General features: G+C 68.1%; 21 protein-coding genes. 6 read left to right on the top strand and 15 right to left on the bottom strand.

The genetic code is table 11. The annotated features are described in order from the left end of the window. Positions 1-30 precede the first annotated feature (30 nt). The 7 genes from CFB49_RS22365 to CFB49_RS22335 all read right to left on the bottom strand — a co-directional run bounded on the left by CFB49_RS22365 (position 31) and on the right by CFB49_RS22335 (position 8082). On the bottom strand, positions 31-435 hold the full coding sequence (locus tag CFB49_RS22365) for a lysozyme inhibitor LprI family protein (RefSeq protein ID WP_069616543.1): 405 nt from the start codon (positions 433-435) through the stop codon (positions 31-33). A gap of 300 nt (positions 436-735) precedes the next feature. Beyond that, entirely contained in the window at positions 736-1065 is a 330-nt protein-coding gene (locus tag CFB49_RS22360; RefSeq protein ID WP_069616542.1) for a DUF4148 domain-containing protein, read from the bottom strand. Positions 1066-1288: 223 nt separating this feature from the next. After that, positions 1289-2167, bottom strand: coding sequence for a flagellar brake protein (locus CFB49_RS22355; protein WP_089492336.1), 879 nt, complete (start codon positions 2165-2167; stop codon positions 1289-1291). A gap of 78 nt (positions 2168-2245) precedes the next feature. After that, positions 2246-4837, bottom strand: coding sequence for a penicillin-binding protein 1A (locus CFB49_RS22350; RefSeq protein WP_089492335.1), 2592 nt, complete (start codon positions 4835-4837; stop codon positions 2246-2248). A gap of 184 nt (positions 4838-5021) precedes the next feature. Then, entirely contained in the window at positions 5022-6029 is a 1008-nt protein-coding gene (gene lhpH, locus CFB49_RS22345; RefSeq protein ID WP_089492334.1) for a trans-3-hydroxy-L-proline dehydratase, read from the bottom strand. Positions 6030-6096: 67 nt separating this feature from the next. Then, complete coding sequence (locus tag CFB49_RS22340) at positions 6097-7218, bottom strand: branched-chain amino acid ABC transporter substrate-binding protein (RefSeq protein ID WP_089492333.1); 1122 nt, start codon at positions 7216-7218, stop codon at positions 6097-6099. Positions 7219-7344: 126 nt separating this feature from the next. Further along, entirely contained in the window at positions 7345-8082 is a 738-nt protein-coding gene (locus CFB49_RS22335; protein WP_089492332.1) for a FadR/GntR family transcriptional regulator, read from the bottom strand. A gap of 263 nt (positions 8083-8345) precedes the next feature. Here CFB49_RS22335 and lhpI point away from each other — a divergent pair, with 263 nt between their 5' ends. From lhpI to CFB49_RS22320, 3 genes are all read left to right on the top strand, one after another. Further along, a complete protein-coding gene (gene lhpI / locus CFB49_RS22330) occupies positions 8346-9281 on the top strand; it encodes a bifunctional Delta(1)-pyrroline-2-carboxylate/Delta(1)-piperideine-2-carboxylate reductase (RefSeq protein WP_089492823.1) in 936 nt (311 codons plus the stop codon). A 169-nt stretch (positions 9282-9450) separates the two neighbouring features. Beyond that, positions 9451-9855: a response regulator transcription factor gene (locus tag CFB49_RS22325; RefSeq protein ID WP_069616536.1), complete on the top strand. Its 405-nt coding sequence runs from the start codon at positions 9451-9453 to the stop codon at positions 9853-9855. Positions 9856-9871: 16 nt separating this feature from the next. Next, positions 9872-10648, top strand: a complete 777-nt coding sequence (locus CFB49_RS22320) for a helix-turn-helix domain-containing protein (protein ID WP_069616535.1) — start codon at positions 9872-9874, stop codon at positions 10646-10648. A gap of 28 nt (positions 10649-10676) precedes the next feature. Here CFB49_RS22320 and CFB49_RS22315 read toward each other — a convergent pair whose 3' ends face one another. The 6 genes from CFB49_RS22315 to CFB49_RS22290 form a co-directional block, all read right to left on the bottom strand. After that, positions 10677-11027 carry a metal ABC transporter ATPase gene (locus CFB49_RS22315; RefSeq protein ID WP_089436457.1) on the bottom strand — a complete coding sequence of 117 codons (351 nt, stop codon included), beginning with the start codon at positions 11025-11027 and terminating at the stop codon, positions 10677-10679. 153 nt (positions 11028-11180) lie between these two features. Then, on the bottom strand, positions 11181-11420 hold the full coding sequence (locus tag CFB49_RS22310; RefSeq protein ID WP_006479066.1) for a hypothetical protein: 240 nt from the start codon (positions 11418-11420) through the stop codon (positions 11181-11183). 16 nt (positions 11421-11436) lie between these two features. Beyond that, a complete protein-coding gene (locus CFB49_RS22305; protein WP_089492822.1) occupies positions 11437-11727 on the bottom strand; it encodes a DUF1488 domain-containing protein in 291 nt (96 codons plus the stop codon). 110 nt (positions 11728-11837) lie between these two features. Then, positions 11838-12236, bottom strand: coding sequence for a DUF488 domain-containing protein (locus CFB49_RS22300; protein WP_089492331.1), 399 nt, complete (start codon positions 12234-12236; stop codon positions 11838-11840). Positions 12237-12395: 159 nt separating this feature from the next. Continuing rightward, positions 12396-13598: an amino acid aminotransferase gene (locus tag CFB49_RS22295; RefSeq protein WP_069616531.1), complete on the bottom strand. Its 1203-nt coding sequence runs from the start codon at positions 13596-13598 to the stop codon at positions 12396-12398. A gap of 45 nt (positions 13599-13643) precedes the next feature. Next, on the bottom strand, positions 13644-15029 hold the full coding sequence (locus CFB49_RS22290; protein WP_069616530.1) for an amino acid permease: 1386 nt from the start codon (positions 15027-15029) through the stop codon (positions 13644-13646). Positions 15030-15349: 320 nt separating this feature from the next. Here CFB49_RS22290 and CFB49_RS22285 point away from each other — a divergent pair, with 320 nt between their 5' ends. Next, positions 15350-15823, top strand: a complete 474-nt coding sequence (locus CFB49_RS22285) for an Lrp/AsnC family transcriptional regulator (protein WP_069616529.1) — start codon at positions 15350-15352, stop codon at positions 15821-15823. Between the two features lie 29 nt (positions 15824-15852). Here the strand turns inward: CFB49_RS22285 and CFB49_RS22280 are convergent, their stop codons facing one another. Continuing rightward, the gene (locus CFB49_RS22280) at positions 15853-16710 is read right to left on the bottom strand and encodes an EamA family transporter (protein WP_089436455.1); all 858 of its coding nucleotides are present in this window, start codon (positions 16708-16710) and stop codon (positions 15853-15855) included. A 403-nt stretch (positions 16711-17113) separates the two neighbouring features. Between CFB49_RS22280 and CFB49_RS22275 the strand changes: the two genes are divergently transcribed. Together CFB49_RS22275 and CFB49_RS22270 are read left to right on the top strand one after the other, a co-directional pair. Then, the gene (locus CFB49_RS22275) at positions 17114-18787 is read left to right on the top strand and encodes a phospholipase C (RefSeq protein ID WP_089492330.1); all 1674 of its coding nucleotides are present in this window, start codon (positions 17114-17116) and stop codon (positions 18785-18787) included. A 95-nt stretch (positions 18788-18882) separates the two neighbouring features. Further along, positions 18883-20304, top strand: a complete 1422-nt coding sequence (locus tag CFB49_RS22270) for a cytochrome-c peroxidase (RefSeq protein ID WP_089492329.1) — start codon at positions 18883-18885, stop codon at positions 20302-20304. 24 nt (positions 20305-20328) lie between these two features. On the opposite strand, the gene CFB49_RS22265 is transcribed toward CFB49_RS22270, so the two are convergent. Further along, complete coding sequence (locus tag CFB49_RS22265; protein WP_089492328.1) at positions 20329-21060, bottom strand: class I SAM-dependent methyltransferase; 732 nt, start codon at positions 21058-21060, stop codon at positions 20329-20331. Positions 21061-21134: the final 74 nt, after the last annotated feature.

Below are 21134 nucleotides of genomic sequence, written 5' to 3'. Positions count from 1 at the left end.
GCGGGCCTCGGCAGGCCCGCGCACGACGCGTTACTTCGCGGGCACCGGGCACGCGAGGTCGCCCTCCTCGCAGGACAGATAGCCTTTCAGCGTTTCGGTGCGCGCTTTGGTCAGATCGTCGAGGCAGGTCGATACGACCATCGGGTACGCACTGCCGCCCTCGGCATTCGCGCTCGAGAAATGGCATTCGGCGTCGCGGTACGCGATCCACGCGCGCTGCGCGTCCACGAGCTTGTCGGCAAGCGGCCGCGCGTCGCGCAGGCGCGCGGTGACGGCCTGGTAGATCCGGTTCAGTTCCCCGTCGGATTTCTTGTACGCGCGATCGGCACACGCCGTCATCGTCGCCTGATCCGTCGCGTCCGCACAATTCGCCTGCGCATGGGCGACGCTCGCCGCCAGCGCCAGCGAGCCCAGCAGACCGGTCAAGACACGCATGGATGCTCCTTGTTGTTCGTTGAAGTGTGGAACCCGGTGCCTTGTTGCGCCCCGTGTGCATGGGCCGCGCCACCGCGGCGACATCGACGGCGATGCTAGCGCACGCGCGGCGGATTGTCAGCGGGGTGCCGGGCTGACGCCCGAGACGCGATTTCGCCGGTTGTCGCGTTTTCCTGACGGCGAGCGCATCCGACCGTTGCGCATCCATTGAAAAAGCCCGCACTCGTCACTGAAACGAGTGCGGGCTTTCTCGACATGCTTCCGGCCACGGCCCCCAAGGGCCGCGACACAACAGCCGGCTTAGTGGCCGAAGTACACCGACGAGCGGTCGTTGACGGCCGGCACGACCGCGCGCTGGCCCGACTGCGACGTCGCGACCGGGTTCGAACCGTAGCCGGTTGCGTCGGCTTGCGCGCCAGTGTTCTGCGCGGCGGCGATCTTGGCCTGGGCGGCCTGGATGTTTTCCGGATAGTTGATCCAGTCGTTCGGGTTGTAGCCGGCCTTTTCGAGCTGGACCAGCTCGGCGCGCACTTGTGCGCGCGTCAGCGGCTGCGGGTTCGATTGGGCGAACGAGACGACCGGTGCGGCCACCAGGGCGGCCAGTGCAACTGCCTTGATCAGCGATTTCATGATGCGTTACCTCCAGGATTGTTTTGTCAGGCGCTTCGGACTCGGGGTCGTTGCGCATGAGTAGAAGTCTAGGAGGCGCGACTATCAGGGTAAATACTTAAATCGCAAATTCACTGTTGATCGAAACCGTACAATCGCACGGGAATAACGCAATTCATCAGACGATTATCGACGCTCGCGCACCGAATGCCGCGCTTCGGCATCCAGCCCGCTCGGCAGCGCGTCAGCGCAGGCGATCGGTATTCACCGACGCCATCTGCCTGTCGAACAGCAACGCCTTGAGGCGCACCCGATCGTCGGCATCGATGTCGCCGAACGCCGCATGATGCAGCGTCAGCGTCGGGGCCGCCGGGTCGGCATGCACGGCCCGCACCGTGCCGTCGAGCGCCAGTTGCTCGACGCGGCCGCCGGTTTCGTACGGAAGCAGCACGCGCAACGGCTCGCCGGTGGCGGCGATCGGCCGGTCGACGGCGATCGACAAGCCGCTCAGGCTGATGTCGTGCACCATCCCGATGCTTTCCGCCCCCTGCGTCGCGCCGCTGCAGCAGGCCGCGATGCGCACCGGCACGCGCGGCTCCGCGCGCGCACGCAGCCGCTCGACGAAGCCGGGCGGCGACAGGATCATGAACGGCGCGGCGCCCGATGCGTGCACCGATTCGACCGTCGCGCCGAAACGGAATACCGCGGCAGCGCCGATCGCCACCGCTTCGATGTCGTCGCCGCGTGCAAACTCGAGCGCGGCGGCGGGTTGCGGTTCGACGAACAGCGCGCCCGACGCACCGACGCCGATCAACCGGCAGCGTTGCAGCGCGCGCGCCGTGCCGACCCGGCGGCGAATGCCGATCGCGGCGCCCGCCGACAAGGCCATGCGCGTGGCGGGTGTGCCCACCGTCCCGGGCACGCTCGGCTCGATGTCGGCGTCCTCGCGGCGGCGTGCGGGGTGGAAATGGTCGAACAGGAAAGCATGCTGCGCGGCATCCTGCAGCGTCGTGCCGGCCGGCAGGAGCGCGGCGCCGTCGGCGTCGTAGAGGTCGAAGCCGAGCGGGACGCCGGCGGAAAGATCGTCGCGCGCGAGCGCGACGTAGTCGGTGGAAAGCCGCATCGGAGAAGCGCGGAGCGACCGCGCGAGCTATCGTGACAACTTGATTACGGCAACATCGCGCGGATCTGAACGGCTTCGTTACTGCGAAGCGCCCGTGGTATCGGGCGCGGCCGGCACCGGCACTGGCGGAGCGGGAGCGGGAACCGGAGCCGGCACGGCCGACGGCGCCGCGCCGATCCCGACGCTGCTTCCGCTCGTCATGCTGGCGCCTGCCGGCGGCTGCGCAGGCTGCGATGCACCCGTCGACAGCGCGGCGGCCGACGCGGCCACTTCGGACGCCGGCACCCATTCCTCGACGATGCCGCCGGACGCGGCATCCGGCGCCGATACGGCGGAAGCCGCCGACGCCGCCTCTTCGTCGGTCTCGGCCGGGCGCTCGATACGCTGCGTCCTGACCGGTGCGGGCGCCTTCTTCGGCTCGGGCGGAAACCACGTATCGAACAGGTCGGTCACGCGCTCGCGCAGCGATCCGAACCAGCCCGGCGACGGCTCGGTATCGAATTTCGCTTTCGTATCGACGATCCGGGCGCGCTGCGCGCGCTGGAAGAAATCGCCGACGATCGGCAGCGCGCTGTGCGCGCCCTGCCCCCAGTAATCGCTGCGCAGCGTCACGCGGCCGTCGTCGAATCCGACCCACGCGCCGGCGACGAGGCCCGGCTGCATCAGGATGAACCAGCCGTCCGCGTTGTCCTGCGTCGTGCCGGTCTTGCCGGCCACGTCGCCGCGGATCCCGAAGCGCGTGCGGATGCTGCCGCCCGTGCCGCGCGTCACGACGTCGCGCATCACGTCGAGCAGCGTCTTGTCGGTTTCGGCATCGAGCGCGCGCTCGGGCGGCGCCGGCGCGTATTCGGCGAGCACCTCGCCCTGGCGGTTCTCGATACGCGTCACCATCTGCGGTTCGACGTACAGCCCGCCGTTGGCGATCGTCGCGTACGACACGACCATTTCCTTCAGCGTGACCGGGCTCGTGCCGAGCGCGAGCGACGGCACGCGTTCGAGCGGACTTTCGCGCACGCCCATGTCCCGCGCCAGCCGCGCGACGGCGGCCGGCCCGACCTTCTCCATCACCTGCGCGGTGATCCGGTTGCGTGACAGCGCGACGGCGTCGCGCAGCGTCATCGGCTTGCCGGTCGGCGGCGCATCATCGTTCGGCCGCCAGATCTCCCCGCCCTTCAGCGGGATCTCGACCGGCTGGTCGATGAACGTATCCTCCGGCTTCATCCCGCCCGCGAACGCGGCGCCATAGACGAACGGCTTGAACGTCGAGCCCGGCTGGCGCCGCGCCTGCGCGACGTGGTCGAACGGCTCGCGGGTGAAGTCGCGGCTGCCGACCCACGCGTGGATCTGCCCGTCGCGCGGATCGATCGCGAGGAAGCCGGCCTGCACGTCGGTCTTCGCCTTGCACAGCGCGTGCAGGAAGCCGCGGTCGGCCGCGAGCATCTTCATCGCCGCGGCATCGTCCTTGCCGGCATCCTGCGCGGCCTTGTACTCGGGCGATTCGCGCATGAACGTGCGGAATACCTCGTTGTCGGTGCCGCAGCCGTCGCGGCCGCTCCACGCGTTGTTCGCGATGCCCTGCAGCTGATTGCCCTGCAGCGTGAGCGCCTGCGTCGCCATCTGCTGGAGCCGCGAATCGATCGTCGTGCGCACGATCAGCCCGTCCGAGTAGATGTTGTAGTCGTTGCGGTCGGCCCACGCGATCAGCCACTTGCGCAACTGCTGCGCGAAATGCGGCGCCGGCCCGGGCGGCTCCTTCTGGCGCTCGAAGTCGATGCGCAGCGGCCGGCGCTGCAGCTGCGCGAACTGCGCCGGCGACAGCTTGCCGTACTTCACCATCTGGCCGAGCACCGTGTTGCGCCGCTGCAGCGCGCGCTCGGGGTTCAGCACCGGGTTGTAGTAGCTGTTGCCCTTCAGCATCCCGACGAGCGTCGCGCTGTCGAGCACGTCGAGTTCGTCGGCCGACTTGTCGAAATAGGTGCGCGCGGCCATCTCGACGCCGTACGCGTTGTACAGGAACGGCACCGTGTTCAGGTAGGTCTCGAGAATCTGGTCCTTGCTGTAGACGGCCTCGATCTTCAGCGCGGTGATCGCCTCCTTCACCTTGCGCGTGAGCGTCGGCGCGCGGCCGATCTCGTCCGGATACAGGTTGCGCGCGAGCTGCTGCGTGATCGTCGAGCCGCCCTGGCGGCTGCCCGAGAACGTATGGAGCGCGGCCGACGCGGTGCGCTTCCAGTCGAGGCCGTGGTGTTCGTAGAAGCGGTGATCCTCGGTCGCGATCAGCGCGTCGACCATGTGCGGCGAGATCTGCTTGAGCGACACCCATTCGCGGTTCGACGGCTTGAATTCGGCCAGCAGCTTGCCGTCGGCGGACAGCACCTGCGCGGGCTGGTCGACGCGCGCCTTGCGGATGTCGCCGATGCCCGGCGTGAACGGGATGAGCGCGACCACGTACACCGCGAACAGGGCCGGCACGGCGGCGGCCGCGAGCAGCGCGCCGCGGCGCGTCGGGTGGCGGACATGGCGCCACGCGGTGGCGGCGAGAGGCTTGACCCGCGCGACGGCGGCCGCCGCGACGGGTTGGGCGCGCGCGACCCATCTGGCACACAAGGCACGCACTGACGACACGTTTCGGCGATTCACGCGGGTGGAGCTCGGCTGAAAAGGCTGCATCGTACCAAACTCGCGCGGCCGACCGGCCCGCGGCGGCCCTGGGCCGGCACACGCGGGGCGGGATGACGACGGCGCTCACGCAAAAAAGGCGCGTGTCCGGCAACCGGAGCGACGCGCCAAACCTGGTACGACAACCTGAACGCCGCGCGACGGAGCGCGACAGCGGCGCGAGCCGCGCCGCGGCTCAGCGCACGAGAAATCCGTACGTGAGCGGATCGCGCTCGTCGACGATCCAGTTCGCGAACCCGCAGATATGCGCGCTGCCTTCCACTTCCGGGATCACGGCCGGGATGTCGCCGACCGTCGTTTCGCGCAGCACGCGGCCCTTGAAGACCGTGCCGACGATCGATTCGTTGACGAGCGTATCGTCTGCGGCGAGCAGCCCGCGCTGGTAGAGCTGCGCGACGCGGCCGCCGGTGCCGGAACCGGTCGGCGAGCGGTCGACCTCGCGATCCGCGAACACGCAGCAGTTCGCCTGCGTCGAACCCGCGTGGCGCGGCGCGTTCGCGATGATCGTGCCGTAGATATGGTTGATTTCCGGGATCTCCGGATGCGCGACCGGATATTTCGCGTTCGCGGCGGCCTTCACCTCGGCGCCGAAGCGAATCAGTTTCTCGACCGCCGATTCGCGCACCGGCAGGTCGAACGGCGCGCCGTCGACGTAGAAATAGAACGCGCCGCCATACGCGATGTCGCCGGTCACGGTGCCAAACGACGGCGTGTCGACCGACACGTCGCGCCGCCAGATGAACGACGGCACGTTGACGAAGCGCACGGGCCCCGCATGCTCGCCATCCCACCGGACGAACGCCTCGATGAAGCCGCACGGCGCGTCGATGCCGACCCGCGTTTCCGGCACCGTGCGCTGCACCCAGCCGAGTTCGACGGCCGCGGTCGACAGCGCGATCACGCCATGTCCGCAATGGTCGCTGTAGCCTTCGTTGTGCACGAAGATCACGCCGAAATCGGCGTTCGGCGAGACGGGCTCGGTCAGATAGCCGCCGTACATGTCGGCGTGGCCGCGCGGTTCGAACATCAGCGCACGGCGAATCTCGTCGGCGTGCTCCTTGAGCCACCCGCGGCGCTGGACGATCGTGTCGCCGGGCAGGCGCGGCAACCCGCTCGTGACGATGCGGAACGCCTCGCCGCCGGTGTGCACTTCGACGGTGGACAGGGATCGGGAAATTTTCATGGCGGATCGGATGCGTTGAAACGAAAGACGGCGGCACGGCCGCCGTCCGATGAGAGGCGCGCGGCAATTACTTCGCGTACGGTGCCGGCAGCCCGTTGCGGATCACGTAGACGGTGGTCGGCGCGCCTTTCAGGTCGCCGTTCGCGTCGAACGAATAGGTGCCCGCGACGCCCGCGTAGTTCGACTTCGCGAGCTGCGCGCTCAGCTTCGCCTTGTCGGTGGTCGTGCCGGCCTTGACCATCGCGTCGGCGAGCAGCTTCACGCCGTCGTAGTAGTTGACGCCGTAGACCTGCGTATCGGTGTGATAGGCGTCGTGGTACTTCTTCAGGAATTCGCGCCCGGCCGGCGTCTTCTCGAGCGCGACGCCGCCCTGCGCGCAATAGACGATCGACGCGGCCTCGCCCGCGACCTTGCCCATGTCGGCCGAACAGATACCGTCGCCGCCGAGCAGCTTCGCGCGCAAGCCGCGCTGCTTCATCTGCTTGGCCATCGGCGCGCCCTGCGCCGCATAGCCGCCGAGGAAGATCACGTCGGGGTTGGCGGCCTTGATCTTGGTGAGAATGCCGAGGAAATCGGTGGCCGACGAGTTCGTGTATTCCTGGTCGACGATCTTGATCCCGTTCGCCTTCGCGACGTTCATGAATTGCTCGGCGACGCCCTGCCCGTACGCGGTGCGATCGTCGATCACGGCGGCGGTTTTCGCGTTCAGCGTCTTCGCGGCGAACGTGGCCATCGTGCCGCCGAGCTGCTCGTCGCTCGCGCCGATCCGGAAGATGTTCTTGAAGCCCTGCTTCGTCAGCGCCGGGTTCGACGCAACCGGCAGGATCGGCACGCCGGCAGTCGAATACACGCGCGAAGCCGGGATCGCGACGCCCGAGTTGTACGGCCCGAGCACCGCGACGATGCCTTTGTCGACGAGGTTCTGCGCGACTTGCACGCCTGCCTTCGGATCGGCCTGGTCGTCTTCGGAAACCAGTTTGAAGGTCACGGTCTTCCCGCCGACCTTCACGCCGGCCTTGTTGAGCTCGTCGATCGCGAGCCGCGCGCCGTTTTCGTTGTCCTTGCCGTTGGCGGCCTGCGGGCCCGTGAGCGGCGCCGAGTGGCCGATCATCACGACTTCCTGCGCATGAGCGGAAGTCAGCGCGCCGGCGGCAACCGCCACCGAGAACGCGGTCACGAGGTGTCGCATGATGTCTCCTGATTGGTTTTGTGTGAAACCAATGTAGGACATGCGTGGTCACATCGCAAGCAATTTCAAAATAATTATCGGGATTTTGGTCATATTGAAGACCAGCGCCAACGGCGGCCGGGCGCATCATTTCGGCGCAATGTCGCGCCGCACGCGGCGAATGTGCTGTTCGACATAGAACGCGGCCGCATCGGCATCCCCGGACACGATCGCCTCGTAGATCAGCCGATGCTCGGACACGTAGAGCCGGATCCGGCCCGCGTCGTAGATGCCGTCGTCCTTCAGCCGCTTCCACAGCGGCTGGTCCATCGTCTTCGCGACTTCGTCCGCGATCTTCACGATCAACGCGTCGCCGGTCATCAGCGCGAGCTGCCGGTGGAACAGACGGTCGCTCTCGTTCCACAGCGCGCGCTGATGCGGATCGTCGACGTCGGTGATGGTTTCCATCTGCGCGAGATAGCGCTCGGCGCCGGGGTCGGCGCGGCCATGGGCGGCCGCGAGGCGCGCGATCGCGGGCTCGAGGATCAGCCGCACGTCGAGCGTCGACGTCGGGCTGAAGTCCGCCTCGGATGCCGCGTGCGCGTCGCCGCGCTGGGCGAGCACGTCGAGCGCGGCCGCGACGACGTAGGTGCCCGAATTGCGCTTCGTGAACACGAGCCCTTCGTTCTGCAGCGCGCCGAGCGCTTCGCGCACGGCCGGCCGGCCGACCTGGAACAGCGCCGCGAGCTCGCGCTCGGACGGCAGCCGCGACTCGGCCGCGTAGCGCCCCGCGCGGATCTCGTCGCGGATCTTTTCGGCTACCTGCTCGTAGATCTGCAGCGGCCTGAAACCGCCTTCGAGTGAGTCGGGACGCGCGGACATCATCGTGTGGCTCCTGCCCGTTCGCGGGCGTGGATCTGGAATGGGTTCGCACTATACCGGAGCGGCGGGCGCAGCGCGGCAGCGGCGAGCCTTTTGGCCAGATATTAGAACCAAAATCGATGGGGCGCTTTATTTTCTGGGTTGCAGGCGCGCCAGCAAGTGGTATAAATTCGATCCACACTGCCCTGTGTCACGGTACCCGGCAGACCTGCGGCGGCCGCGGCATGCGTCCGCCGTCCACGCTCACCGACGCCCCGACGTACACGATGACCGCCTTTTCCCCGATTCCCGTTTTCGATGCGGCCGACACGGCCGCACTGCTCGACTACCCGGCGCTGCTCGCCACGCTCGGGCAAGCGGTCGTCGACTATGCGGCAGGCGACATCGTCAGCCCCGAACGCCTGGTCGTGCCGCTGCAAGGCGGCGGCGTGATGCTGTCGATGCCGTCGAGCGCACACGACCTGGCGAGCCACAAGCTCGTGAACGTGTGTCCCGGCAACGGCGCACGCGGGCTGCCGACGATTCTCGGCCAGGTCACCGCGTACGACGCGACGACCGGCGAAATGCGCTTCGCGCTCGACGGCCCGACCGTCACGGGCCGCCGCACGGCGGCGATCACCGCGCTCGGCATCCAGGCGCTGCATGGCGCCGCGCCGCGCGACATCCTGCTGATCGGCACCGGCAAGCAGGCGGTCAATCACGCGGAAGCGTTCGCGGCGATCTTTCCGGACGCGCGCCTTCACGTGCGCGGCACGAGCGCGGACAGCGCGGCCGCCTTCTGCGCCGCCCACCGCGCGCATGCGCGTCGACTCGCGCCGCTCGACGGCGACGCGATTCCCGACGCGATCGACGTGGTCGTCACGCTGACGACGAGCCGCACGCCCGTCTACCGCGAAGCCGCGCGCGAAGGCCGGCTCGTGGTCGGCGTCGGCGCGTTTACCGCGGATGCCGCCGAGATCGACGCGAACACGGTGCGGGGCAGCCGGCTCGTCGTCGACGATCCGGCCGGCGCGCGCCACGAAGCCGGCGACCTGATCGTCGCGCAGGTCGACTGGCAGCACGTCGCATCGCTCGCCGACGTGCTGAACGGCGCCTTCGCCCGCGGCGGCCCGCTGCTGTTCAAGAGCGTCGGCTGCGCCGCGTGGGACCTGGCCGCATGCCGCACCGCGCGCGACGCGCTGGCCGCGCGCCGCGCCGGCTGACCGGGCCGCGCAACCGGTCGCGCCGCTCGCGCGGCATCGCATCGTCGGATTCATACCGGCGATTTCCCGTACGCGGTGTAGGAAACGCCCTACACCGCGTCGAAGCGGCCTACACGAAGTTCCAATTCGGCCGATTTCAATTTCGGCGGCGCACCACGATACTGCCGGCATGAATGTCAGCCTGTCGCCCGCCGCACTCAGGGTGTTTCTCGTCGATCACGCGGTTGCCGTCCGCCAGCGGATCGCGCTGCTCGTCGGCGCGATCCGCGGCGTCGCCGTCGTGGGCGAAGCGGAAGACGGCCAGGACGCGTGGACGCATATCCGCAGCAGCCGTGCGGACGTGGTGATCGTCGACGTGCGGCTCGCGGACGGCAGCGGTCTCGACCTGATCGGGATGCTGTCGAAGGCCGCGCCGCGCATCGTCACGATCGTGCTGACGAACCACTCGGCGCCGGCATTCAGAGAGGCATGCGCGACGGCGGGAGCCGACTACTTCTTCGACAAGACCGTCGAATTCGACGCCGCATGCCGTGTCATCGAATCCCTGGTGCACGCGCGCGTGCGCCGCCCTTGACGAGCCGGAGCGCCTCATGTCCACCGCCACCGCCTTCGCCGACGTGTCCTTCGTACCCCGGCCAACGATTCCGCTGCGCCCGGCCGCGCGCGCCGACGCCGCCAAGCATCCGGCCGCACGCTGCTCGGCCTGCGCGATGCGCTCGATGTGCCTGCCGCCGCACCTGACGCCCGCCGAATACGGCCGCCTCGACGCGATCATATGCACGACGCGGCAGGTTCGCCAGGGCGACGCGCTGTTCCGCACCGACGATCCGTTCCAGAGCATCTATGCGGTGCGCGCGGGTTCGTTCAAGACGGTGATGATGCATCGCGACGGCCGCGAGCACGTGACGGGCTTCCAGATCGCCGGCGAAACGCTCGGGATGGACGGCATCGGCAGCGGCCAGCACTGCTGCGACGCGATCGCGCTGGAGGACAGCGTGGTGTGCATCATCCCGTTCGGCGCGCTCGAAGCCGCGTGCCGCGAGATCAAGCCGATGCAGCACTTCCTCTACCAGATGCTGAGCGGCGAAATCGTCCGCGAATCGAGCCAGATGTTGTTGCTCGGCACGATGTCGGCCGAACAGCGCGTCGCGCATTTTCTGCTGAACCTGTCGTCGCGATTCGAGGCGCGCGGCTATTCGGCGACCGAATTCAACCTGCGGATGACGCGCGAGGAAATCGGCTGCTATCTCGGGATGAAGCTCGAAACCGTCAGCCGGATGTTCTCGCGGTTCCATCGCGACGCGCTCGTCGAAACGCGCGGCAAGCGCGTGCGCATCATCGACGCGCAAGCGCTCGCGCGGGTCTGACACGCGGCGCCTGAGGACGGGCGCCGCGTCACTGCATCGCGTCGCCTGTCGCCGCGTCGCGCAGCGCGACCGTTGCGGCGCCTGCCTGCCACGTGAGCAGCGCCCGTTCGGCCTGCGCGAACGCGCGACGCAACGCGTCGTCCACGTCGGCTCCGACGCACGGCGGCAGCGGCCGGCGCGTCGCGTCGCGCATCACCAGGTCCAGCCGTACGTCGTACCGGCGCGCGCCATCGGTCGCCGTGCGCGATTCGATCGCGAGATGGCAGCCTTCGATCCACGCGCGAAACCGCTCAAGTCGCACCAGTTGCGCGCCGGCTTCGGCCTCGACCGCAGCCGAACCCGTGAATCCGAGGCAGGCGATCTGCATGCCCACGCCCATGTCGTCTCTCCTGACGGGGCCGCCCGCTCGTCGACCGCCTTGCATGTACCGGCCGCCTCACGATGTGGCGGCCCGTGTTTCCCGTGGCGCGGCGCGCATTTTTCGATCGCTGCCGGCCGATAGTCTGCCCGCGCCCGACAGGCGCGGGACCGTTCAGACGTTGAAGGTCTGCGATGCCTTCATCTCGATCCACGTCATGCCGGCCCGCAGCCCTTCGATCATCGCCTCGCGCTCCGTCGGATACGCGTGGCTGTGCTCGAACGTATGATGAAACCGCGCGGCGCCGGCGCCGTGCTCGACCGACACGCGGCAGCGGAATTCGCCCGATTCGCACGGGCGCGTCTCCACTTCGACCGACCAGTCGCGTTCGTGAATGTTGCCCTGCAGTGTCATGCGCCCTCCTGCGGTATCAGCCTTCGAGCCGGAAGTGCCCGCTATGCAGCAGCACCGGCCGGCCGCCGATTTCCTCGAGCATTCGTCGTGCCATCGCCTCGATGGCCGACCGGTGCGCGTCGAATGCGCCCAGCAGATCGCGTTCGAGCAGCGACCGCGCACCGAAATGGTCTTCCAGCGCCTCGGCCGTGACCGCGCACTGAACGCAACGCCCGTCGACCAGCGCCGAAAACGCGACGACCAGATCGCGCGCGCAGTATTCCGGCGGTTCGGACGGGAAAACGATGTGCAGCGGTCGGTTCGTCATCGTCGTGAGGCTCCATGACGAGAGCATAGTGGCGCGCGCGGCCGCGCGCTTGACCCACGTCAACGGGCTCGCTGCACCGCACGATCGCGGTGCCGCCGCGCGCCCCCGCTTCAGCCGGCGTCGGGCTCGATCGCCGCGCCGCGCTGCGCGAGCAGCTCGCGCAGCACGCTGCGGTGACAATGGTTTTCGTCGTCGCAGTAGCAGCCGATCGAGAACGCGGTCGTCGCCGACAGCGCGGCCAGCAGGTCCAGCACCTTGGCCGGATCGCCGTGCGCCATCTCCGCGCGGAAGCGGCGCTTGAACGCGTTCCATTCGGCGTCGGTTTCGGCGGCCTGCGCCTGCGCGACGAGCTCGGGGCTTGGCGACAGCGTCGGCAACCATACATCATAGTAGTCGCGCGACGCGAATTCCGCCTTCGGTACGCCGCGCGGCGGCCGCCGCACCGTGCCGATCCTCGGGCCCTCGCCGGCCGCGCGCGGCGTGCCGAGCTGGATGATCCGGATGCCCATGTCGCTCCTCTGCATGGCGTACGATCCCGTGATCGTACCGCCGCGCCTGCCCGTGCGTCAGCCGCGCATCGCACATGACGGCCGCCCAACAAAAAACCGGCTGTTCCCGCGACGGGAAACAGCCGGTTCTTCACCGTTGCGCGCCGGGGCGCGCCGCGTTCAGACGCCGCTCTTCAGCACCTTGCCGATCGCGTCCGCGACGATGCCGACGTTCGAGTCGTTCAGGCCCGCCACGCACATCCGGCCCGAGCGCAGGATGTATACGCCGTGCACCTCGCGCAGCGCGTCGACCTGCGATTCGGTCAGGCCCGTGTACGTGAACATCCCGCGCTGCTTCACGTAGCGCGTGAGCGCTTCGCCGCTCACGTGGTCGCGCAGGCCGTCGTGGATCGACTGGCGCATCCGTGCGATGCGGCGGCACATCGCCGACAGTTCCTCTTCCCACTGCTTGCGCAGCGCCGGCGTGCCGAGCACGGCCGCGACGACCTTCGCGCCGTAAGTCTGCGGGTTGCTGTAGTTCGAGCGCACGGCGCCGGCCAGCTGGCCGAGCACGCGCTCGGCCGCGGCCGCGTCCTCGCAGACGACGCTCAGGCCGCCCACGCGCTCGCCGTACAGCGAAAAGTTCTTCGAGAACGAGTTCGCGACGAGCGTCGGCACGCCGCGGCGGGCCAGTTCGCGCACCGCGAACGCGTCCGCGTCGAGACCCGCGCCGAAGCCCTGGTACGCCATGTCGACGAACGGCAGCAGCCCGCGCGCCTCGATCACGTCGATCAGCTTCTCCCACTGGCCTTCGTCGAGATCGACGCCGGTCGGGTTATGGCAGCACGCGTGCAGCAGCACGATGCTGCGCGCCGGCAGCGCGTCGATCGCCGCGAGCATCGCGTCGAACTTCAGGCCGCCCGTGGCCTCGTCGTAGTACGGATACGTGTTCACCGTGAAGCCGGCGCGCTCGAAGATGAAGCGATGGTTTTCCCAGCTCGGATCGCTGAGCCACACCTGCGAATCCGGGAAATAGCGCTTCAGGAAATCGGCGCCGACCTTCAGCGCGCCCGAGCCGCCGAGCGTCTGCAGCGTCGCGATGCGGCCGGCCGCGCGGGCCGGATGATCGGCGCCGAACACCAGCGATTGCACAGCGTCGCGGTACGCGGCCAGGCCAACCATCGGCAGGTACGGCTTCGGGCCGCTGTCGCGCTGCAGCGCGGTTTCGGCTTCGCGCACGGCGCCCAGCACCGGAATCCGGCCTTCGGCGTCGAAATAGATCCCGATGCTCAGGTTGACCTTCTGGTCGCGCGGATCTTTCTGGAAGTTCTCGTTGAGCGTCAGGATCGGGTCGCCCGGGTACGCGTCGATGTGTTCGAACATGGCTTGAGTCGGTCTCGTTTGAAGAATGGTCGGTCGTGTCCTGCGTCAGCGTGCGGACGCGCCGTCGTGTACCGCAAAGCCGGCATTCTTCTGACGGAAGCGATACCCGATCGCGAGCACCGCGAGCCATACCGGGATCAGGTACACCGACAGACGGAGATCCGGCGTCAGGTACATCACGACGAGAATGCCGGCCATGAACGCCAGGCACAGGTAATTCGTGAAAGGATAGCCCAGACTGCGGAAGGAAGTCTGCTCCCCGGCAGCACGCTTGGCCTGGCGGAACTTCAGGTGGATCACCGTGATCATCGCCCAGTTGATGATCAGCGCCGATACGACGAGGCCCATCAGCACTTCGAACGCCTTGCCCGGCATGAAGTAGTTGACCAGCACGCACACGCCGGTCGCGAGCGCCGACGCGCCGAGCGCGGCGAGCGGAATGCCGCGCTTGTTGACCGAGCACAGCACCTTCGGCGCGTTGCCCTGTTGCGCGAGGCCGAACAGCATCCGGCTGTTGCTGTACACGCCGCTGTTGTAGACCGACAGCGCGGCCGTCAGCACGACGACGTTCAGCACGTTCGCGACCAGGTTGCTGCTCAGCGCGTGGAAGATCAGCACGAACGGGCTGCCGCCGGTGACGACCTTCTCCCACGGATACAGCGACAGCAGCACGGCCAGCGCGCCGATGTAGAAAATCAGGATGCGGTAGATGACCTGGTTGGTCGCGCGCGGAATGCTGCGCTTCGGATCGTCGGCCTCGGCCGCGGTGATGCCGATCAGCTCGAGCCCGCCGAACGAGAACATGATCGCGGCCATCGACATCACGAGCCCCGACACGCCGTTCGGGAAGAACCCGCCGTGCTGCCACAGGTTCGCGACACTCGCTTCCGGCCCGGCGTGGCCGCTCACGAGCAGCCAGCCGCCGAAGCCGATCATCCCGATGATCGCGGCGACCTTGATGATCGAGAACCAGAATTCCGTCTCGCCGTACGACTTCACGCTGGCCAGGTTCAGCAGGTTGATCGCGACGAAGAACACCAGCGCCGACACCCAGGTCGGCACGCCGGGCCACCAGTACTGGACGTAGATCCCCACGGCCGACAGTTCGGCCATGCTGACGAGGATGTACAGCACCCAGTAATTCCAGCCGGACAGGAAGCCGGTGAAGTGGCCGACGTATTTGTTCGCGAAGTAGCTGAACGAGCCGGCGACGGGCTCGTCGACGACCATCTCGCCGAGCTGGCGCATGATGAAGAACGCAACGATGCCGGCCACCGCATAGCCGAGCAGCACGGACGGGCCGGCCATCTTGATCGTCTGCGCGATGCCGAGGAACAGCCCGGTGCCGAGCGCGCCGCCGAGCGCAATCAGCTGGATGTGCCGGTTCTTCAGCCCGCGCTTCAGGCCGTCGCTCTCGTTTCCAGAAACCATGTCTTCTCCATTCTGCCCGCCTCCGCCGGAAGCGGTGCGGCGCGCCTCGGTGTGCCGGGCGCTGTTTTGCTGTGCCGGCGGCCGTTCGTGGAGCCGCCGGGTTGGGGACTGCAATTTTCGCGTGGCGAGCAGCCGATTCGCGTCGGTGTGCGGCCTGGCTGGCCGCCGACTCGTCCGCCCGCGCCGCACTGCTGCGGTCGTACACGAAAATCCGGCGTCAGTTTAGCGTCGCGACCGCGAAATCGGGTTGCGTAACCCGCTCATGCAAACCCTACATTATGAGATAAGATTGCATCCGGGAGACGAATGAGGAAACAAAAATGCCTGACCCGGTTCTCGATCGTATCGATCGTCAGTTGCTGTCGGTGCTGCAGGAGAACGGCCGCGCGTCGAACCTCGATCTGGCGAAGGCCGTGGGACTGTCACCCGCGCAAACGCTGCGACGTCACCGGCGGCTGGAGGAAATCGGCGCGATCCGCCGCTACGAAACCCGGCTCTGCCCCGACACGCTGGGCTTCGGCGTCACCGCGTTCGTGCACGTGACGATGGAACGCGGGCATATCCGCGATTTGTCGAAATTCCAGAAACTCGTGTCGGATCTCGCGCAGATCCAGGAATGTTTCTCGGTGACGGGCGACATCGATTACGTGCTGAAAGTCGTCGCGCACGATCTGAAGGGGCTGTCGCGATTCCTGCTCGAGACGCTGATGCGCATTCCCGGCGTGAGCGGCGTGCATTCGAGCGTGTGCCTCGACGAGATCAAGTGTACGAGTGCGATGCCGGTGGAAAGCTGACCCGCCCGGCGCGCATCAGGCGGATGCGCTCACCGCACCGCCTCGAACGCACTGATCAACAACGCTCCGCAAGCAATCACCAGACACCCTGCCGCCCGGCGCGGCGTCAGCCGCTCGCCGAGATACACGCGCGCAATCAGCGCCGCGAATACCACGCTCGTCTCCCGCAGCGCCGACACCGGCCCCATCGGCGCGCGATCCATCGCCCAGATCACGATGCCGTACGCGAGCGCCGCGAACACGCCGCCGCAGGCGGCCTTCGCCGTCTCGCCGACCTCCTGCGTCAGCCGCAGCGGCCCCGCCCGCAGCCGGTAGTACGCGGCCATCATCGCGCCCGTCAGCACGAACATCCACGCGGTATAGCCGACCGTGCTGCCGCTCTCGCGCACACCGATCCCGTCCACCACGCTATAGGCCGCGATCGACACGCCGGTCGCGAACGCCGTCGGCAGCACCTGCATCATCCGGTGTTTCGCGCCGCGCCCGCGTTCCAGCCCGATCGCCATGATGCCCGCGCAGATCAGCACGAGCCCGCCTTGCGCGCCGAGGTTCAGGCGCTCGCCCGCGAACGCCGCCGCGCCGAGCGTGACGAGCAGCGGCGCGGTGCCACGCGCGACCGGGTATGCGACGCTCAGGTCGCCGTGCTCGTACGCGCGGACGAGCAGCAGCGTATAGACGATGTGGATCACGGCCGACGCGACGACGCAGAGCCAGCTCGCCGGCGCGATCGGCGCGGCAGCCGGCAGGAACAGCAGCGCGAACAGCCCGATCGCGATCTGCAGCACCGTGGCCGAGCGCAGCCGGTCGCCGCTGCTGCGCACCAGCGCATTCCATGACGCATGCAGGAACGCCGCGCACAGAACGGCAAACAGGACGGGAATCGGCACGCTGAAACCTCGCTGACGGGTCGGAGGCCGCGCGGTGCGCGGCAGGCGTCCATCGTAGTATGAATGCGTCACCAGATTGTCAAAAAAGCGACGCACGGCGCACCCTAAACGATCCGGCCGCGGCCCCCCATCGCCCCGCCCGGCGCTGCTTGCGCCGCAAGCAGCGCCACGCCCCGGCATGCGACGTGGACGTTGCTGGCGGTCCGCCCCTTTCCGTTCTCTTTCGCCTCGCGCTGCGCCGTAATGAAACCGATACCGCAGCGCAACCGTCGCGAAAACACTCCGTCCCCATATCTTCATACGCGGCTGTTCCAATGCGCGTGCTCCCTCACGAGCTTCGCGCCGAACCGACACGGCGACGGGGCCGTTCTCCACCATCGAAGACCTTACCTGGAGTTTCCCGATGTTCCGTCAAGCCTTGCTCGTCACCGCCTGCGCAGCCGCAGCGCTTGCGCTGTTCGCCTGCGGCGGCAGCGACGATTCCACGCCGACGTCCGCCGTGTCGTCGCAGGATGCGCTGCAGACCGCCACGCCGATCAAGCACGTCGTCGTGATCTACGGCGAAAACATCTCGTTCGACCACTACTTCGGCACCTACCCGAACGCGACGAACCCGTCGGGCGAACCGGCGTTCACCGCGAAGTCCGGCACGCCGACGCCGAACGGCCTGACCGGCACGCTGCTCACCGCGAACCCGAACTTCACGAACACGGCCAACGGCACCGACGCCGCGAACCCGTTCCGTCTCGACCGCACGCAGGCCGCGACCGCCGACCAGAACCACGCGTACACGGCCGAACAGCAGGCCGAGGACAACGGCCTGGCGGACCTGTTCCCGAAATACACGGGCAAGGGCTCGTCCGGCGGCGCCGGCGCATTCGGCACGAAGGGCCAGGTGATGGGTTACTTCGACGGCAACACGGTGACCGCGCTGTGGAACTATGCACAGCGCTTCGCGATGAGCGACAACACGTTCACGACGGTCTACGGGCCGTCGACGCCGGGCGCGCTGAACATCGTCGCGGGGCAGACCAACGGCATGCAGATCGTCAAGACGTCGAAGCAGCCGTCGACGCTCGCCGCGACCTCGTACTACATCAATGACGGCCAGGGCGGCCTCACGATGATCAACGACGTCGACCCGGGCTTCGACGTGTGTTCGAGCACGACCGACCAGGCGATGATGACGGGCAAGAATATCGGCGACCTGCTGAACGCCGCGAAGATCACGTGGGGCGGCTTCATGGGCGGCTTCAACCTGTCGACGACGAACGGCAACGGCACGACGGGCTGCGCGCGCAGCACGGTCGCGACCGCCGTGAACGCCGCGACGGCCGACTACATCCCGCACCACAACTGGTTCCAGTACTACGCGTCGACCGCGAACCCGCAGCACACGCGCCCGAGCTCGATCGCGGCGATCGGCTCGAGCGTCGAGACCGACGGCAAGACGGCCGAACCCGCGAACCACCAGTACGACACGGACGACTTCTTCGCCGCCGTGAAGGCCGGCAACTTCCCGTCGGTCAGCTACCTGAAGGCGCCGGCCGCGCAGGACGGGCACGCGGGTTATTCGGATCCGCTCGACGAGCAGGCGTTCGTGACGAAGGTCGTCAACTTCCTGCAGCAGCAGCCGGACTGGCAGAACACGGCCGTGATCGTCACCTATGACGACTCGGACGGATGGTACGACCACGTGTACACGCCGCCGACGCACGCGTCGTCGGACCCGGTCGACCAGCTCAACGGCGCCGGCAAGTGCGGCACGGGCGGCACCACCGGCGTGAACGGCGCGACCGTGAACGGCCGCTGCGGCCCGGGCGTGCGCATTCCGCTCGTCGTGATCTCGCCGTATGCGAAGCAGAACTACGTCGATCACACGATGCTCGACCAGGCGTCCGTCGTGCGCTTCATCGAGGACAACTGGCTCGGCGGCCAGCGTATCGGCGGCGGTTCGTTCGATGCGACGGCCGGCGACCTGCGCAACCTGTTCGACTTCACGTCGAAGCCGAACACGACGCCGCTGTATCTCGACCCGACGCTCGGCACCGCATTGAGCGCGGCCCCGGCGATCTGACCGGCACTGCCTGACCGCATGGCCGGCGCATCATGCGCCGGCCGTTTCCATTTCAACGCGTCGCCTCGTGCGACGCCCGATTTTCGATCGACAGCATGACAGCTCGCCCTGCGTTTCCGTCTCCCGATGCCGCCGGCACGCCCGTGCCGCGCGCCCCTTCCCGCCTGCTGCGCCGCGCGGCGGTCGCGCTCGGCGCGGCCGTGCTCGGCTATGGCGCATTCGCGATCGCGTTTCCCGCGCGGGTGCCGGCGGCGATCGGCACCGTGGTCGCCGACTGGACCGGCGCGAACCCGCATCCGGTCGTGCTGCAGCGGCCCGCCGCGCAGCCGCTGTCGGCGGTCGCGCAGCTCGGGCGCGCGTTGTTCAACGATCCGTCGCTATCGGCGTCGGGCAAGCAGTCGTGCGCGTCGTGCCACAGCCCCGATCACGCGTACGGCCCGCCGAATGCGCTGGACGTGCAGCCGGGCGGCCTCGCGATGACGCAGCAGGGCTATCGTCCGCCGCCGTCGCTGATGTACCTGTACCGCCAGCCGAATTTCAGCATCGGCCCCGATGCCGGCGAAAACGACGCCGCGCCGAGCGTCGCGCAGCAGGCCACGGCGGCGGCCGGCGTCGTCAAGGCGCAGAAGGTGGCCGGCACGTCGGCCGCGCCGCAGCTCGTGCCGCAGGGCGGCATGTTCTGGGACGGCCGCGCCGATACATTGCAGCAGCAGGCGTTCGGCCCGCTGTTGAATCCGGTCGAGATGGCGAATGCGAGCGTCGACGATGTCGCCCGCAAGCTCGCGCAGTCGTCGCATCGCGCGCAGTTCGAGCAGTTGTTCGGGCCGCGCGTGTTCTCCACCCCGCAGCTCGCGGTATCGGAGGCGATGTTCGCGATCGCGCGCTATCAGGTCGAGGATCCGTCGTTCCATCCGTACGACAGCAAGTACGACCGCTGGCTCGAAGGCCGTGCGCGCCTCACGCAGGCGGAGTTGCGCGGGCTGCGCCTGTTCAACGATCCGGACAAGGCGAATTGCGCGGGCTGCCACCTGTCGAAACCCGGCAAGGACGGGCTGCCGCCGATGTTTACCGATTACCAGTACGAGGCGCTCGGCGCGCCGCGCAACCGGGCGCTCGTGCAGAACCGCGACCCGGCGTTCTACGATCTCGGCGTGTGCGGGCCGTTCCGCGACGACCTGAAGGACCAGACGCAGTATTGCGGGATGTTCCTGACGCCGACGCTGCGCAATTCGGCGACGCGCCACGTGTTTTTCCACAACGGCGTGTTCCACACGCTCGATCAGGTGATGGCGTTCTACAACGAGCGCAGCATTTCGCCGCAGAAGTTCTATTCGCGCGGCGCGGACGGCAAGATCGACGAATACGACGACATCCCGCCGAAATATCGCGCGAACGTCGACGTGACCGACGCGCCGTTCGATCGCAAGCCGGGCGACAAACCCGCGATGACGGCGCAGGACATCAAGGATATCGAAGCGTTTCTCGGCACGCTGACGGACGCCCCGGCGCAGCACTGAGCGCCGGCCGGGCGCCGTGCCGCATCAGCAGCACGCGCGAATGCACAGGAAGGCGGGCGCCAGCGTCAACTCCGCATGGAGCCGTTCGGATACGACCTTCATCTCCGGCAGCGGCGTCGGTTCGACAAAGCGGTCGAGCCGCCAGCCGCCGTCGGCGACCGCGTTCAGGATGTCGGCGAGCGGCCGCCGCCACGCTTCGACGTAGGGCCTCGGTTCGCCGAACCCCGACCAGTGGAAACCGAAACGCGAAGTATCGAAGTACGTGCCGTCGCCGCGCGTGCGTTCGTCCATCCAGTCGCGCATCGGATGCGCCATCGAGAACACGAGCGTTGCCCCCGGACGCGCGACGCGGCGGAATTCGCGCAGCGTCGGCGCGAGATCGCGCACGTAGTCGAGCGCGAGCGAGCACAGCACCTTGTCGACCGATGCGTCGGGCAGCCACGCGAGCGGCGCCTCGAGATCGCCCTCCGTGACGTCGACCGCCAGTCCCGCGCACCGCGTTCGTGCGAGCGCAACCATTTCCGGCGTCACGTCGAACGCATGCACGGTCGCGCCGTGCGCGGCGAGATGCGCGCTGCAGATGCCGGGCCCGCAGCCGGCGTCGAGCACCGTCAGGCCGTCGACGTCGCCGAGCAGCGCCATCGTTGCCGGACGTTCGTAAAGCGCGTTGTGCGCCTTCGTCGGCGCGAGGTCCGCATAGCGTTGCGCGAAGCTCGCGTACGCGCGGCGGCCGGGTGATTCGTTCGGTTCGGTCATGCGGCATCCGTCGGTCGAAACAGGGCAGGCCGATTCTGCCCGATCGGACGACGAATGGCGACTACCGTCGCGCC

The organism is Burkholderia sp. AU17457 (genome assembly GCF_002223255.1).
Taxonomy (GTDB): Bacteria; Pseudomonadota; Gammaproteobacteria; order Burkholderiales; family Burkholderiaceae; genus Burkholderia; species Burkholderia sola.
This window is presented reverse-complemented; position numbering and strand designations above follow the sequence as displayed.